The sequence below is a fragment of the Salidesulfovibrio brasiliensis JCM 12178 genome (assembly GCF_001311825.1).
GTDB lineage: Bacteria > Desulfobacterota > Desulfovibrionia > Desulfovibrionales > Desulfovibrionaceae > Pseudodesulfovibrio > Pseudodesulfovibrio brasiliensis.
Map to the genome: position 1 here is coordinate 37,967 of NZ_BBCB01000013.1, position 14,545 is coordinate 52,511.

Annotated in this window: 16 protein-coding genes; 11 read left to right on the plus strand and 5 right to left on the minus strand. The window is 59.6% G+C overall.

Going from position 1 to position 14,545, the window contains the following annotated elements:
* Window positions 1–4 precede the first annotated feature (4 nt).
* From JCM12178_RS05880 to JCM12178_RS05890, 3 genes are all read right to left on the minus strand, one after another.
* Window positions 5–262: a helix-turn-helix domain-containing protein gene (locus JCM12178_RS05880; protein ID WP_054649587.1), complete on the minus strand. Its 258-nt coding sequence runs from the start codon at window positions 260–262 to the stop codon at window positions 5–7.
* A gap of 151 nt (window positions 263–413) precedes the next feature.
* On the minus strand, window positions 414–2,021 hold the full coding sequence (locus tag JCM12178_RS05885; RefSeq protein ID WP_054649589.1) for an ArnT family glycosyltransferase: 1,608 nt from the start codon (window positions 2,019–2,021) through the stop codon (window positions 414–416).
* Between the two features lie 262 nt (window positions 2,022–2,283).
* Window positions 2,284–2,775 carry a MarR family winged helix-turn-helix transcriptional regulator gene (locus tag JCM12178_RS05890; protein ID WP_054649591.1) on the minus strand — a complete coding sequence of 164 codons (492 nt, stop codon included), beginning with the start codon at window positions 2,773–2,775 and terminating at the stop codon, window positions 2,284–2,286.
* A gap of 83 nt (window positions 2,776–2,858) precedes the next feature.
* On the opposite strand from JCM12178_RS05890, the gene JCM12178_RS05895 reads away from it, so the two are divergent.
* The 11 genes from JCM12178_RS05895 to JCM12178_RS05940 all read left to right on the plus strand — a co-directional run bounded on the left by JCM12178_RS05895 (window position 2,859) and on the right by JCM12178_RS05940 (window position 12,012).
* A complete protein-coding gene (locus tag JCM12178_RS05895) occupies window positions 2,859–3,704 on the plus strand; it encodes a ChbG/HpnK family deacetylase (RefSeq protein ID WP_054649593.1) in 846 nt (281 codons plus the stop codon).
* A 12-nt stretch (window positions 3,705–3,716) separates the two neighbouring features.
* Window positions 3,717–4,700: a glycosyltransferase family 2 protein gene (locus tag JCM12178_RS05900; RefSeq protein ID WP_245628646.1), complete on the plus strand. Its 984-nt coding sequence runs from the start codon at window positions 3,717–3,719 to the stop codon at window positions 4,698–4,700.
* A gap of 129 nt (window positions 4,701–4,829) precedes the next feature.
* Window positions 4,830–6,212: an MATE family efflux transporter gene (locus tag JCM12178_RS05905; RefSeq protein WP_054649595.1), complete on the plus strand. Its 1,383-nt coding sequence runs from the start codon at window positions 4,830–4,832 to the stop codon at window positions 6,210–6,212.
* Complete coding sequence (larE, locus tag JCM12178_RS05910) at window positions 6,199–6,984, plus strand: ATP-dependent sacrificial sulfur transferase LarE (RefSeq protein WP_157054780.1); 786 nt, start codon at window positions 6,199–6,201, stop codon at window positions 6,982–6,984. The genes JCM12178_RS05905 and larE overlap by 14 nt, the downstream gene beginning before the upstream one ends.
* Entirely contained in the window at window positions 6,978–7,760 is a 783-nt protein-coding gene (gene larB, locus JCM12178_RS05915) for a nickel pincer cofactor biosynthesis protein LarB (RefSeq protein WP_054649599.1), read from the plus strand. The genes larE and larB overlap by 7 nt, the downstream gene beginning before the upstream one ends.
* Before the next feature lie 14 nt (window positions 7,761–7,774).
* Window positions 7,775–8,539 (plus strand): nickel pincer cofactor biosynthesis protein LarC, encoded by a 765-nt coding sequence (larC, locus tag JCM12178_RS05920; RefSeq protein WP_245628647.1) that lies wholly within the window; start codon window positions 7,775–7,777, stop codon window positions 8,537–8,539.
* 21 nt (window positions 8,540–8,560) lie between these two features.
* Window positions 8,561–9,229: a DUF3431 domain-containing protein gene (locus JCM12178_RS05925; protein ID WP_054649601.1), complete on the plus strand. Its 669-nt coding sequence runs from the start codon at window positions 8,561–8,563 to the stop codon at window positions 9,227–9,229.
* 2 nt (window positions 9,230–9,231) lie between these two features.
* Window positions 9,232–10,146: an ABC transporter permease gene (locus JCM12178_RS05930; RefSeq protein ID WP_369404467.1), complete on the plus strand. Its 915-nt coding sequence runs from the start codon at window positions 9,232–9,234 to the stop codon at window positions 10,144–10,146.
* A complete protein-coding gene (locus JCM12178_RS20720; protein ID WP_369404468.1) occupies window positions 10,143–10,451 on the plus strand; it encodes an ABC transporter permease in 309 nt (102 codons plus the stop codon). Before JCM12178_RS05930 ends, JCM12178_RS20720 begins: the two co-directional genes overlap by 4 nt.
* A gap of 154 nt (window positions 10,452–10,605) precedes the next feature.
* Window positions 10,606–11,109, plus strand: a complete 504-nt coding sequence (locus JCM12178_RS05935) for an SH3 domain-containing protein (protein ID WP_083465756.1) — start codon at window positions 10,606–10,608, stop codon at window positions 11,107–11,109.
* 15 nt (window positions 11,110–11,124) lie between these two features.
* Entirely contained in the window at window positions 11,125–12,012 is an 888-nt protein-coding gene (locus JCM12178_RS05940; protein WP_245628648.1) for a M48 family metalloprotease, read from the plus strand.
* A 157-nt stretch (window positions 12,013–12,169) separates the two neighbouring features.
* Here the strand turns inward: JCM12178_RS05940 and JCM12178_RS05945 are convergent, their stop codons facing one another.
* Together JCM12178_RS05945 and JCM12178_RS05950 are read right to left on the minus strand one after the other, a co-directional pair.
* Complete coding sequence (locus tag JCM12178_RS05945; protein WP_054649607.1) at window positions 12,170–13,060, minus strand: universal stress protein; 891 nt, start codon at window positions 13,058–13,060, stop codon at window positions 12,170–12,172.
* 9 nt (window positions 13,061–13,069) lie between these two features.
* The gene (locus tag JCM12178_RS05950; RefSeq protein WP_054649609.1) at window positions 13,070–14,494 is read right to left on the minus strand and encodes an SLC13 family permease; all 1,425 of its coding nucleotides are present in this window, start codon (window positions 14,492–14,494) and stop codon (window positions 13,070–13,072) included.
* Between the last annotated feature and the right edge of the window lie 51 nt (window positions 14,495–14,545).

The window sequence follows — 14,545 nt, forward strand, 5'->3', positions numbered from 1 at the left end:
TGTTCTACTCCTTGTCGAAGGGCAGCTTCAGTTGCTGCGGTCCGGGAGCCGTCTTTGTGCGTTTCGACGGCACCGCCTCTTTCCAGCCTTCCTCGATGAATTCCATCAGCGCCTTCTCAGGAATGCGCCACTGGGTTCCGATCTTGATGGCCTTTATCTTCCCGCCGATCACAAGTCGATACGCGGTTCGGTAGTGGACGCGCAAGATGTCTGCGACTTCGTTGACTGTCAATAGCACAGGCGTCTTGCTGTTCGTATCCATGAGCGTACTTTCCAGCGGTTTCAATCACTGAACACCGGATGACACAGTATGACAGCCATTGTCAACAAAGTACAACGCAGCACAACAAGTCTAAAATAAGTCTAGAAATATAGACTTGCGGAGAGGGTGCTGTGGTATGTTGCTGAAAACGCTAGAACTTGCCTTCGCGTGACGGCCAGTAGCCGTTATAGTTGCGGCAGATGTACAAGGTAAAGGTCCGCGTAGGTTGGCCGTTGTAAGTGGCGGTAAATACAATTGGATCGGAAACCGACTCGAACATTTTTACAACTTCTTTGTGCGGATTCCCATATTCATGCTTGCGGACCATGATGGCGTCCCAGCCTACCTTGTCCTGAGGACCGGGCCAAAGGTCGTACTGGTTCATCCGCCGGTCGTGAATCCACGCGCAATAGGTCCGAGGCTGACCGGGAGAATAGAAGGCCGTGGCGGCCGTCATGTCGTAGAGGTCGGAGAAGATGAACACCTTGTCCGGGTCCTCAAAGCTGGTAGATTTGATCTCTTCAATCTTGTGGCCGAGTTCGGTCCAGCCCTTGAGCCGGTTCGTGATGTTGATTTCGGCCGGGATTGGCAGATGCGGAGCCATGTTAATGAGCACATAGAAGAAGATGGAAACGCCGACAACGGAGTTACGGACAACCTTTGCCTTGCCCTGTTTTCGGGAGAACCCGGCAAAGGCGTATGCCGCGAGAATGGACCCTGATACGTAAGCGACCGTGGTCCAGTTGGGCATGACTTTGGCGTGGAAGCTCCAGAGCAGGAAGAAGAGCCACATGGGCCAGAAAAACACTGCCAGCAGCGTGGCCTGCCTGACGTTCATGCGAGGGGTCTCGGAATCCACGATGGCCGGTTTCTGATCAAAATAGCGAAAGAACGCGGAACCGCCGCCGATGAGGGCGAAGATCATCCACCAGGGTGTGGCCAGTCCGAACTGTGAGCCGATGTAGTCGGGGAAGCGGTCGAAGCGGATCAACTGGCTGGCTTTCTTGCCGGATACGCCGATGAGATAGAAAACGTGTTTGTAGCCGACGAAATCGTTTTGAAGGTTCCAGATGAACGTTGGGAGAAAGCCGATGACAATACCTGCTGACAGGGCAAGGAACAGGCGCGGCCAGAAGCCGGAAGGGAGCATGCGCCGCCAATGAAGGAGAATGCCGTAAACAACGGCGAGTCCGGCAAACCCGAGCATGGTATACTTGGCGAGTATCCCGATGCCGAAGCAGAGGGCTATGGGGATGAACGGCCAGGTGCGGACTCGGCTGTGTACCGGAGGAAGGTTGCCTTCCGGCAGAGAGGCCGCGTAGAGCGAGAACATGGCGCTTGTCCAGAGGAAGACGAATGAATTGTCGGTGGTCATCAGGATGCCGAGCGCCATGAAAAGCGGCATGGTGGCGGTGATGAACAGGGTGAGCAGGGCAATGCCGGGGCGCAGAAAGAGACGGGAGATGCCGATGTAGAGAACGATCTGCGTCAGCGCCATGCCGAGAATGGAGCCGAAACGTACCCCGAGCTCAGTGTCACCGAAAACTGAGGTCCAAGTGTGAATGATCCATGCGATGAGCGGGCCTTTGGAATAGTAGGTGAGCTGGAGATGCCGGGTCCAGTCCCAGTACTGCGATTCGTCCTGGACCAGATTGAGCTGGCCGGTAGCCACGAACCACAAGCGAATGGCAAACGTGACTATGATGAGAACTGCTGCCCAAATGTCGGGACGGGTGCGGAAAGATTGAGATATGTTCACGGGTAGGCTCCGTTGATCGACTTTGGTTTCCTTGAGGGTGCTCGCCTTGCCTGTCAATTCTGCAACACGATCAGCATGAATGCCTTCTGAGTTGTTGGCGTAGCCGTTACATGAATACGACACTTGTCGTTCACGCGCTCATGAACTGTCCGGAAACCACGCCTGACTGTGGTGGCGACTAAGCCGCTGGTGTGAAGCGACGTGTGATCCGAACAACGATTCGGGGGTTGAATACCCGTCCTTGAGGCGCTTGGCAACAGGGCTACTCGTCCAGAACATCGGCCAACACGAGCAAGGGGGAGTCGGCGTCCTGTTCCAGCGATGCAGCTATCTGGCGAGAGATGCGCTTGAAGTATCTGATATCGTTGATGGTGAGCCCTTGCGATGCAACGGTGTCGAGCTCCTTGCGTGCGTTGGAAACGACAGAAATGAGCCGCTTTCCGCGTTCTTCAAGACGAATGACGAGGCGGCGCCTGTCACGGTCGTCCCGGCTGCGGGTCAGAATGCCGTCCCGCTCCATGCGGTCAAGACTTTTTGAGAGCGTCGGCTGTTCGATGGAGAGTCGATCAAGCAGTTCCTTCTGCGTTATCCCGTCGCCTGCAGCGAGCGCGTCGAGAATGGCGGTGTAGCCGGGGGCACAGCCATACGGCTTGAGGCGCTCCGACAGGCAGCGGGTGTTGAGACGGGAGAGCCGGTCAAGCGATTGCAGCAGAAAGGCGGAATCGGTTTCCGAAGTAAAAAGATCGTCAGCCATGTTTTGCTGGATAGCAGGCAATATGAGTGCAAACAAGGGAATTGTGCCTTTACGGGCGGAGTCGTTAGGGATAGAAAACCGGGATGAAAATCATCGTGAATGTGGACGACGCCGGGCTGCATCCGGCAGTGAACAGGGCTGTGGAGTCGCTTGCGGCGCTCGGCACGGTCTCGTCGGCCACGGTCATGGCCAACGGGCATCACGCACACGATGCCGCGTCCATATCCGGGGCCGGACTTGGCGCGCATCTGAACATTCTGCGAGGCAGGCCGCTCGGCAATCCTGACGCATTGACCACGCTTGTTGATGACGACGGCATGTTTCTGGGCGACTACGGTCGTCTGTTCGGTCGCTACGTCACGGGACGCGTCGATCCCGAAGAGGTCTACCACGAGTGGGTGCTTCAGGTGGAGCGGCTGATCGAGCTCGGCATCACGCCCGATCATCTGGACAGCGAAAAACACATTCACGCGTGGCCCACGCTCATGGGCGTGGCCGCAAGGGTCGCCAAGCGTTTCAATATCGGCTGGATTCGCAGGCCGCTTGAGTGCTCGCAGCTGTCGCGTCTGGACAAAGGCGGTGTGCGGGTAAGATTCCTGCGCGTCTGCTCCTTCTTCCAGCAGAAACCGACGTCCGTATCATGGCCCGATTCCATCTGGGGCATTGCGGATCAGGGGAAGCGGCTTCGGCCGGAGTATTTCATTGACTATGTAAGGCGCAACGGGCTTGACCGGCAGGACGCGGTGGTGGAAATCTGCTGCCATCCGGGGCTGCCGGAGCCGGGCGATCCGCCACTTTCGTCGGATTACGGGACCATGCGCGTGGACGCGCAGTGGAAAGACGAGTATGAAGCCCTGAGCGATCCGGCATGGAAGGACGCATTTACCGAACTGAACGCCACACTGGTCCGCTTTTCGGACCTTGGATAAACGGAGCCAGCCGTGAGGGATATCGAAGTCAGCATCGTCACCCCGATGCATAACGAGGAACTCTGCATCGAGGAATTTCACCGCCGCATCAGCGCGGCCATGCAGGGCGCGGGCTACGAGCACGAAATCATTCTGGTGAACGACGGGTCCACGGACAGAACCGAACAGCTCATGCGCCAGATCAGCACAGTGGACCCCAACGTGCGCTGTGTCTGCCTATCGCGTAACCGGGGCCAGTGTACGGCCATTTATGCCGGGCTGCAGCACAGCAGGGGCCGCTACGTGGTCATCATGGACGGCGACCTGCAGCACAAGCCCGAGGAAGTCCCCTCGCTGGTTGAGGAGATCAGGAAAGGCTGGGATCTCGTCTCCGGAATGCGTCAGAAGCGCAGTGAATCGAAATGGCTGCGTTTGGTGCCGAGCAAAATCGCCAACTGGATGATCCGCAGCGCCAGCGGGTGCGAGATTCACGACATGGGCGGGCTGTCCTGCCTCAAGGGGGACATCGCCCGCAGCCTGCAACTGCGCGAGGGACATCACCGGATCATCCCGGCCCTCGTCTACCGGCTGGGCGGGTCCGTCACCGAGGTGCCCACCTCCGCGCCGCCCCGTTTCGCGGGCAAGAGCCACTACGGGCTGAGTCGCAGCATCGACGTGCTTTTCGACATCGTGACCCTGTGGTTCCAGAATGCCTTCAAGCAGCGTCCGGTATACCTCTTCGGCCGCATCGCTTTGGGGTTTTTCATCACCGCCTCGCTGCTTTCGGCGTGGGTGTTGTTTGAAAAGGTCTTCTTCGGGGTGCATATGGGAACAAGGCCGCCGTTCCTCGCAGCGATTCTGTTCTACATCACCTCGCTCGGTTTCATGTCCACCGGGTTCATCCTCGAAGCCCTCGGTGACACCATGGACAGCGTGATGCAGACCCGGCCGTACATGGTCCGCGAGATCATCTCGCAGGAAGAGACCCAGAGCGGCAAAAGCCCCGAATCATCATAGACGAGAGACAGACGATTCCGGCCGGGGCGACGTCGTCGTCCCGGCCGTTTTATTTGGAAAAACGATTCATTCGGTCAAGTTCAAAAGAAACCTGAGGCGCATGCTGCCCGAATACAATACGAGAAACTCATGATACATCGCTGGAGCGCACCAAACGGGTACAGAGAGGCCCTCAAAATCGGCCTGCCGCTGGTCATAAGCATGGCATCCACCACGCTTATGATCTTTGCGGACCGCATGTTCCTCGGCTGGTACTCGGTGGAGACGCTGGCCGCGTCGTTCCCCGCTACCATCAGCTATTTCTTGTTCTATTCCTTCTTCCTCGGAACGCTTGAGTACGTGAGCGTGTTCGTGGCCCAATACACAGGCGCGGACAGGCCGGAGCGTGTGGGTGCGGCCGTATGGCAGGGGCTCTACTTCGTGATTCCGGCTTCGGTGTTCATGATCGTCGTCGGCATCTATTGCGGTGAACTCTTTGAACTGGCTGGGCATAGCGCAGATATCAGACAGCTCGAGGTGGACTACTTCCAGACGCTCTCCTTTGGCAGTGTGTTCGGATTCGGAGCCGTGGCGCTGTCATGCTTCTTTTCAGGAAGGGGCATCACCCGTCCGGTCATGGTGGCCAACATGCTCTCCGCGCTGGTGAACATCCCGCTCAACTATTGTCTCATCAACGGGTACGGCGGCTTCCCGGAGCTTGGAATCACCGGTGCGGCGCTGGCCACGGCCTGCGCCTACTTCGTGAATTTCGCGGTCATGGCCGGGCTGGTCTTCCGGGCCAAATACGAAGAATGCTACAAAATCCGGTCGGCAAGACGGTTCGATCCGAACCTCTTCCGGCGGTTTCTGAAGTACGGATTGCCCGGCGGGGCGCAGTTCTTTCTGGACATGCTGGCCATCTCCTATTTCGGGGTGGTGGTCGGCTGGTTCGACTGGGTCGGTCTGGCCGCGACCAACATTGCCATCGGCATCGACACGCTGGCTTTCCTTCCGGCCATCGGCATGTCCATCGCATGCAGCGTCATGGTCGGGCAGGCCATGGGTCGGGGCAAGCCGGAAGAGGCGTCCTATGCCATGAACTCGGTCATGCACCTGACTTTGGTGTACATGGGCTTCATGGGGCTCCTGTTCGTGCTGGTGCCGGACATGTTCGTGAACTGGTTCCGAAGCGAAAACCTGAGTGATGCCGAGTGGGCGGCTGTGCTTGCAGCAGGCGTGGTGCTTATGCGCTGGGTTGCGGCCTACACTATTCTGGATGCGGTGGTCATGAGCATCATGGGGCTGCTCAAGGGAGCAGGCGATACCCGCTTCATCATGAAGACCATGGGATTGTGTTCTGTTTTCGGGATGATACTCCCCTTGACCGTTCTGGTGAAGTGGATGGGCTTCGGGTATCAGGCGGCGTGGGCTTGTCTGTTGATGTATGTTGTTCTTCTCACCGGGGTCTTCTATTGGCGATACAGGAGCGGGGTCTGGCGGGATTTGGACATACTGGAGCGTGGAGATTCTTGACTCCGGCAGGGGGTCGGGTAGTGTCGCACCCATGGACGCACGCCTGATTCTTCGTGACCTTGCCCGGATCACCGGGCCACGCGCCGTGGTAGCGTTTTCCGGCGGCATGGACAGCGGCTTGCTGGCGCGGGCCCTGCTGGACGCCGGAGTTCAGGTGACGCTCGCCACCGTGGTCGGTCCGCACATTTCCACCCGCGCACGCACAGTCGCCATGTTCGGTGCGTCCTCGCTCAACCTGCCGCAGGTCATCCACGAGCTGTGCCCGGTCAGCGACGAGACTTTGGCCGTCAACGACGAACTGCGCTGCTATTACTGCAAACAAAACGTGTTTTCCCTGCTCAAGCCACGGTCCGGGGCCGTTCTCTGCGACGGCACCACGGCCGATGATGACCCCGAACGACCCGGCCGCCGCGCGGCTGTCGAAGCCGGAGTGGTGTCCCCGCTGGAAAAGCTCGGCCTGACCAAAAAGGAAGTCTCCGCACTGGCCCGCGAACTCCGGTCACCCGGTTGGGACGTGGAGCCCGACAGTTGCCTCGCCACGAGAGTTCGGACGGGGACCCGTCTGACTGCCGCACGTCTGGAGCTGGTTGAAGCGGTGGAGGCCCTGCTCCATTCCGAAGACGTTACCGGGGTGCGTGCACGGCTTGATGATATGATGATGAGCGTTCGTTATTCCAATGAAAACGGACCGTTGTCCAATGATCTGCGTCGCCGTGCTCACGAGCTTTGCCGTGCAGCGGGCATGTCCGCACCGGAGTTTGTTCCATGGTAAAAAAATCCGGAGAAGCGTTGCTCAGGGCGTTCAGGGCCGGAGAGCTTGACCTTGAAACCACGTTGCGCCGATTGCAGGGCGTGGGAGTCGCTGAAACTGCCTGCGCAAAGCTGGATGTGGTCCGTCGGGAGCGCACTGGCGTGCCGGAAGTCGTGTTTTGTGAAGGCAAGACACCGGGGCAGGTGGCGGAGATCATGTACCGGCTGGCAAGCGAGCAGGGCAGTGTCCTCGGCACCCGGGCTACTGCGGAACACGTCGCAGCGGTTCGCGGTTTGAAGGACTGCTCCTACGACCCGGTGTCGAAACTGCTTCGGGCCGGACGCGTTTCCGAGCCTTTCGGGAAAGTGGTTGTGGTATCTGCCGGTACGTCCGATCTGCCCGTTGCCGAGGAAGCCGCAGGGACGCTGGAATATCTCGGAAGTCACGTGGTCCGCGCTTATGACTGCGGGGTTGCGGGAATTCACCGGGTCGCGAAGTGCGCCGAAGAGTTTGTGGACGCCGCTGCCGTGATCGCGGTTGCGGGCATGGAAGGGGCGCTGGCCTCGGTGGTGGCGGGAGTCAGCCCCGCACCGGTGGTGGCTGTCCCCACAAGTGTCGGGTACGGCGCAGGATTCGGAGGGCTGGCGGCGCTTTTATCCATGCTCAATACCTGCGCGCCCGGTGTCTCCGTGGTCAATATCGACAACGGCTTCGGCGCGGCGTGTATGGCCCACAAGATCAACCTCCGCTCACGAACCGGCAAAGACCGAAATTTCACCAAAAACGTTGCAGAATAGTTTGGAGTCATTTGTTGATCACGCCTGAAAGGTCCCTTTATCTCGACTGCGGTACTGGCGTCAGCGGCGACATGCTGCTGGCCGCCCTCATCGACCTGCTGGACGAGCTGCACGGACAGCCCGGAAGCGGGCTTAAGGCTCTGCAGGACGGCCTTGCGGAAACCGGCATTCGTGGTTTTGAAGTACGAAGTCTCAGGCGAAACGTCGCCGGGACGCAGACTGTTGGTGTCGACATTGTTGAAACCGCCAGACAGCCGTTGCGGACCTTTGCCGATATTCGGCGGATTCTGACAGAGTCCTCGCTGACCGGCCCTGTGCGTACCCGTGCGCTCTCTGCCCTTGAACTGTTGGCAGAAGCGGAGTCCCAGGTACATGAGGTGCCTTTGGAGGACGTACATTTTCATGAGATCGGCGCGGTGGATACGGTTGCGGACATGGTTGGGGTTTCGCTTCTTGTGGAAGCTGTCGGGGCCGACGAGATCCTTGCGTCTGCCATTGACCTCGGCTCGGGGTTCGTGACCTTTTCCCACGGCACATTGCCTGTGCCCGCACCGGCTGTTGCGCTGCTGGCCGAGCCTTTGCCCACGGTGGCCTCCGATTGCGGCTCGGAACGGGCTACGCCCACAGGGATTGCCCTGTTGCGGACCATTGTCGATCGCTTCGGAGAGGAGCCTTGCGGAGCATTGCGGGGCATTGGGTTCGGGTCAGGCTCCAGATCAAGCGACGACAACCCTACTTTTCTACGCGCGGCGCTTTACGATCACGCCAATCACGCCTAGATTCAGAGTTCGGAGAAAACCATGAACGGTGTGCACCTGATCATAGCCCGCTATCGCGAAGACGTGGAATGGGTCGACGCCCTCGGCTACCCGGCCACCGTCTATGACAAAAGCGGCGATCCCCTTCCCGGAACCGTCCCCTTGCCGAACATTGGCCGGGAGGCACACACGTATTTGACGCACATCATCAGGCATTACGACGAATTGGCAGACCTGAATGTCTTTTTGCAAGGAGGTCCGTTTGACCACCTGTTCCCGCATGGCGGAACACCGGATGATCTGCGCGCGGCCATTGCCGGGTGTCGGCGTATGAACCGTCCGTTCACCGGGCTGGCGTGGTTCAAGCTCGACTGTGACGGGCTGGGCAGGCCCCATGACTTGAAAAAGCCGGAAAACGAAGGCCGCTGGAACGGCTGGGGGCGGGATATCCCTGTTGCAGAAATCTTTGAAAAGCTCTTCGCTGCCGAGACGCCCGAACGGTTCATTGCCAGAGGCGCGACCGGTAATTTCGCCGTGAGGGCGGAGCGCATTCGTACCCGGCCGCGAGCCTTTTACGAATACGCCCTGTCGCTCATCGAGGCCGACCCCGGCGATCATCATAACACAGGGCACGCTTTCGAGCGGCTGTGGCACCTGATCTTCAACGGCTATAAGGTGTGGAACCGCGAGTCGTACCCGGTGGAGGGCTGAACGTGGCGCTTCCACTGAATCTTCGCATCGCCATCTCTTCGCTCTCGGCGCACAAGCTGCGGGCGATTCTTGCCATGCTCGGCGTTTTTCTCGGCGCGTTGGCGTTTACTGGGGTTCAGAACATCTCTCAGATGATGGTCCGCAATGCGGAGATCGAGACGGAAAAGCTCGGCCCGAACCTCTATGCCGTGGTAGCCGGAAAGGTGCGGTTCCGTAAAAGCGGCAGCGCACGTATCTTCAACTATGCCCGCACCTTTACGGTCTCCGACGCCAAGGCGCTGGCTGCGGGCGTCCCGTCGGTGCTCAACTACACCCCGTTTGTCGTTCAGGGCATGCCGGTCCGAGGCGGCGGCAATGCCGTGACAGCGGAAGTGACGGCTTCGTGGGAATCATACACGGATATACGCAGCCACAAGCCGGATATAGGTCGATTTTTCACGCGAGAAGAGGTGGAGCGGTCCGCCAAGGTCTGCGTGCTTGGACGAAAGATCGCCACCCGGCTTTTCGGCACGCCCGAAGCAGCGCTTGAACGCATGGTCTACATCTATCGGGCCGGGTTCCGGGTCATCGGTGTGATGGAGGAGAAGGGCAGGGATCTTTCCGGCGACGATCAGGACGAGATTCTGCTCATGCCGTTGACCACCTTCATGCGCCGGGCCAGCAACCAGTACTGGATCGACGGGGTGTTCATGACCCTCGCCAAGGGAGCTGACCGGGCAATGGCCGACGAGTCGGTCAATGACATCATGCGGCGGCGGCACAGAATCGGGCCGGGCGAGGATGACGACTTCAGCACGCTCTCTGCCAAGGATGCAATCCAACTGCAAACACAGGCTCTCGATCTCATGCAGACGCTCGGCGGCATAGCCTCGGGCGTGTCTTTCGCCGTGGGCGCCTCGGCATCCTTTCCATCATGATACTCATGGTCCGCGCCCGCCGTGTCGAGATCGGCATCCGCCGCGCAGTGGGCGGCAAGCAGGGCGACATCGTCCGTCAGTTCCTCTTTGAGGCCGCGCTCATGTCCGGCATCGGCGGCACGGGCGGGGTGCTTCTGTCGGTCGGGCTTGCCGGGCTGGTGGCCAAATTCGGCGGATTCCCGTACATAGCCGACCCGCTCGTGGTGTTCGGGACCCTGCTTGCGAGCTTTGCCCTCGGCATTATCGCCGGAGCATACCCCGCGTGGCAGGCGGCACGGATTCAGATTTTGGAAGTCCTTAAATAGCGTGGTGTTAGAGGCTCTGTGCGCTCGATAGAATAGTTTGCTATATATTGATGTATAGTCAGCTATGTTTTGCCGGACTCGCGACAATTAAAAAGCGGTGGTTGCATTCCCCCACCGAGGGGCTATACTGATCGCTCCAAAACGGGAGATATTTATGACGAAACGAATAATTCCAATGACACTCCTTTTCGTGGCGCTTGCCGTCACTGCTCTCGCTGCCCGCTATGTGTGGGTGGCTTCTGAAGGAACGGAACTCAAGAACGAACCCAAGGGAGCGTCCGCCGTGGTGGTGGACCTCAAGCTTGATGAGCGCTTGAGCGTGCTCGACCGTGCCGGTCGCTGGTACAAGGTCAAGACCGACGCAGGCAAGAGCGGCTGGGTCTACCGTGGCCGGATCAGTTCCCAGAAGCCCGCCCGTGAAAAGGCCAAGGGTGCCCCCGGCCTGTTCGGCAGCCTCGACTCCGACATCGCCGCCAACCGGGCCAGCACGGACCGCGCCATGCGCGGCCTCTCTCCAGAGGCCGAAGCCTACGCCAAGGCCACGAAAACGCCCGAGGAATACCAGAAGGCGCTTGATTCGGTCATGGCGCTCAAAGTGACGCGCGAAGAGGTCATTGAATTCCTCAGGAAAGGCAAAATCGGCGAATTCGCACAGTAAGGGGACGACATGACCATGCAGAAAACAGTACTCGCAGTTCTCGCGGCGGTCCTCATGCTGAGCATGTCCGCCCCGGCCAAGGCCCAGAGCGGCCTCTTTGACGCCATCGGAAAGGAACACACCAAGGAAGGCAGCCCGGAGCGCAAGCTGCTTCAAGGCCTTGGCACCATCATGCGCAGCACGCAGGGCCTCGACTACAAGTCGGAACTCGCTTTGGGTGAAAGCCTCGCCCTCAAGGGATTTGAACGCTACGGCATGCCCGTGGAGGACAAGCACGTGCGCCGCTTCGTGAACCTCATGGGCAACGCGCTGGCCATGAACTCCAACCGCCCGGACATCCCGTATCACTTCGTGGTGGTGAAGAGCCCGCTCAAGAATGCGTTCAGCTGCCCCGGCGGCATCATCATCCTCTCATCAGGGCTGGTCAAAAGTCTTATGACAGAGGGCCAGCTCGCCAACGTTCTGGCGCACGAGATCGCCCACGTTGCCCAAAAGCACGCGGTCAAGACCATCCAGCAGGGCCAGCTTCTGCAAGGCCTCTCCCAGATGACCGCCGCAGGCATGCAGGGCGAGGAGGGACGCAAATTCCAGAAGGCGGTCAGCAACATGGCCACCACGCTCTTCGATACCGGGCTGAGCCACTCCATGGAGTTCGAGGCAGACCGTCTGGGCATGCAGACCGCCTACCGCACCGGCTATTCTCCGCACGCCATGATCGAAGTCCTCAGGATTCTCGAGGAGCGCCAGAAAGGCTCCACGGTCAAGGGCTCGTGGTACGGAACGCACCCGCCCCTCGACCAGCGCATCGCCAAGCTCAACGGAGAGCTGAAGGCCTATCCGGACTGGAAGGAACTCCGCAACAGCACAGGCCGCCTCAACTGGTACAAAGAGCGGATTCCGTAGCCGTTCAACAACCGGATATCCAAACGGGGAAGGGTGTTATGACCCTTCTCCGTTTTTTTGTGCTCTATTGCAGAGTGGCTTGCAGTTTGTTGTTGTTCGCGATGCAGGCAGGCCTTGCTGCCAAAGCAAGAGCCTCCAGCCAAGTCAGGACAGCACTCTACTTAAGCAGCATCACGGAATTTCCGGCCTTGTGCAGGACATTCTCCGCAAAGCTGCCACGGAACTTGCCTTCCGGGGCTGGTACGGCGATCAGGGAGTAGTCCTTGCCAGCCTGAACCACGGCTTCGGCGTCTGAGTGTATCTCAAACACCTCGTGGATTGGGGCCGTATCCAGAGGCAAGGCCTTGCGGGCGCGGTCAACAACCTCGGTCCCGGCAGTGGTGGCGATGGAGAGATGCGTCATGCAGGACACAGCCACTCGGGCAAGCAAAGAAAGGGACCGGGATGCGCGTTCCGAGCCGTCGAGCACGGCGAGAATGCCGTTCTTGGCGTCGAGGTTGCGGGCCACAATGACCGGGCACTGCGTTCGCTGCGCGATCCGGTAGGCAAGAGGCTTGCCCTGCACCAGTCGCTTGATGCCGGAGGGGTTGTCACCGGGTGCGCCGACAACGGCGACGGACACATTCTCCCGGTCGCACTGATCGGCCACAATGCCGGGAAGGTCCGTTCCTGTCTGCAGGTGCAGGCTGACGGTTCCACCGCAAGGCGTCTGATAGGACACGACGTATTCCCCTGCCGGGTCGCCTTTGAGCGAGCGGTGTTCCCACTGTTCCGGACTGTCGCCGGGAATCTCCCCGAGCTCGGCAAAGATGTCGCGCGCCTTCTTGAGCCGTCGCAAGCCGGGCAGCTCAAGCCCCCAGCCGAGCATGTGCTCTCGGGCCACGCGTAGCTCCAGACCGCCGGAACTGAGCCCCCGGTCCGGTTCGCGAACGGTCAGCAGGCTGATGTCCGCGCACTCCCTTCGGCTCAGGAGCGCGGCAAAGGCGAGCGCGGAATATGCTTCAGGGCCGCCGCCGATGCTGACAAGTATCTTGAGTCTGGATTGCATGATCGTCTCCTAGGCTCCCAACAGCGGCCAGTAAAGGGTTGCGAAAAGCATGAGGATCACGAAGGACATGCCCCCGAGCCGCCAGCCCACACGCATGAAATCCGGCCCGGCAAGGTACCCGGAAGAATGCACGATGGTGCTGGCCGGGGTGCCGATGACCGTGAAATAGGCGAAGGACGAAGCCAGCGCGGTGACAAATCCGGCAGCAAGCGGGTTGATGCCCGCCTCCACCGCAATGCTCAACACAACCGGCCCGAGCACGGCTACCGCCGCGCCATTGGACATGGTGTTGGTCAAGGCGGTGGTCAGAAGCATGATCGCCGCGAGCAGACCTGCGCCCGTGCCGAGGCCAATGGGCGAGAGAAGATCAAGAAACCGCCCGGCAACCCATCCTGCCGCCCCGGTGGCCTGCATTTGCTGACCAAGGGAAATCGCTGCGCCATAAAGAAGCACCACGCCCCAGTTGACGCCGGAATTGAGGTCCTGCCAGCGCACCAGCCCAGTCACCAAAAAAGCTGCGGCTCCGGCAACGGCAACGGTCCCCATGCCTACATACGAGGACAGGAATATCCACGAGAACAAGGTCGCAATGAACAGGGCAATGGCCACGTAATGACGGCCCTGCATGGCCCCTTCACGCCCCACCTGCACCTTGAGCTGACGCACCGCGCGCGTAAGGTCTTCCTTGGGCGCGTGGCACGTCTTCTTCAGTACCCAGTGCATCAAGGGAATCTGAACGATGAAGACCGGATACGCAAAAAGCATCCAGCGGGTATAGCTGACATCAAAGATCGCAGTTGCGGGGTCGCCGGGCTTGACGAAGAATTCGCGCCAGTAGTCGATCATAATGGCGTTTCTTGCCCCGCCGGAAGGGGTGCCGATCCCTGCCATGCAACATGCGTAAGAAATGGAAAAAAGAAACAGGATCGCAAGCCTTCGGCGACGCTCTTCATCCTTCTCGGCCAACTGCACCAACGTCAGGGCCACGGGCAGCATCATGGCCGCTACAGTATGCTCGCCGACAAACGAGGCCAGCAGACCCGACACAACCGAAAGCCCGAACGCGATGCGGTATGCGTTGGACCCGGTGAAGCGGACAATGACAAGGGCAAGTCGCTTGTCCAAATGCTGCTTGACCAGCGCCACCGCGAGCATGAGCGAACCCATGATGAACAGCACGGAATCTTTCATGAGGCTGCCAGCCACCGTGGACGAGTCGATGCCGAGCAACAAGATCTGTCCAAGAATGATTAGTAGGGCCACGGACGGAAGCGGGACAGGCTCCTTGATGAACAGAACCGTCGCGCACAGCGTCATCACCAGCACCTTCCACCCCGGCAGCGTCAAGCCGCTCGGAACAGGCATCAACAACAGTCCAAAGCCGAGCGCAAAGGCAATGAGCAGCCAGCGTTTATCGTAGGCCCAATGAATCATATTCCCCGTATACCCCGGCAGAAGATTTGTGCCAAGCGGTCATCAAGATTG

What these genes read in the sequence shown, in the direction of transcription:
- JCM12178_RS05940 (WP_245628648.1), top strand. Translation starts at nt 11,125, where the DNA reads ATGCAGAAAACAGTACTCGCAGTTCTCGCGGCGGTCCTCATGCTGAGC.
- JCM12178_RS05950 (WP_054649609.1), bottom strand. Translation starts at nt 14,494, where the DNA reads ATGATTCATTGGGCCTACGATAAACGCTGGCTGCTCATTGCCTTTGCG.
- larB (WP_054649599.1), top strand. Translation starts at nt 6,978, where the DNA reads ATGGTAAAAAAATCCGGAGAAGCGTTGCTCAGGGCGTTCAGGGCCGGA.
- JCM12178_RS05935 (WP_083465756.1), top strand. Translation starts at nt 10,606, where the DNA reads ATGACGAAACGAATAATTCCAATGACACTCCTTTTCGTGGCGCTTGCC.
- JCM12178_RS20720 (WP_369404468.1), top strand. Translation starts at nt 10,143, where the DNA reads ATGATACTCATGGTCCGCGCCCGCCGTGTCGAGATCGGCATCCGCCGC.
- JCM12178_RS05880 (WP_054649587.1), bottom strand. Translation starts at nt 262, where the DNA reads ATGGATACGAACAGCAAGACGCCTGTGCTATTGACAGTCAACGAAGTC.
- JCM12178_RS05895 (WP_054649593.1), top strand. Translation starts at nt 2,859, where the DNA reads ATGAAAATCATCGTGAATGTGGACGACGCCGGGCTGCATCCGGCAGTG.
- JCM12178_RS05890 (WP_054649591.1), bottom strand. Translation starts at nt 2,775, where the DNA reads ATGGCTGACGATCTTTTTACTTCGGAAACCGATTCCGCCTTTCTGCTG.
- JCM12178_RS05945 (WP_054649607.1), bottom strand. Translation starts at nt 13,060, where the DNA reads ATGCAATCCAGACTCAAGATACTTGTCAGCATCGGCGGCGGCCCTGAA.
- JCM12178_RS05905 (WP_054649595.1), top strand. Translation starts at nt 4,830, where the DNA reads ATGATACATCGCTGGAGCGCACCAAACGGGTACAGAGAGGCCCTCAAA.
- JCM12178_RS05925 (WP_054649601.1), top strand. Translation starts at nt 8,561, where the DNA reads ATGAACGGTGTGCACCTGATCATAGCCCGCTATCGCGAAGACGTGGAA.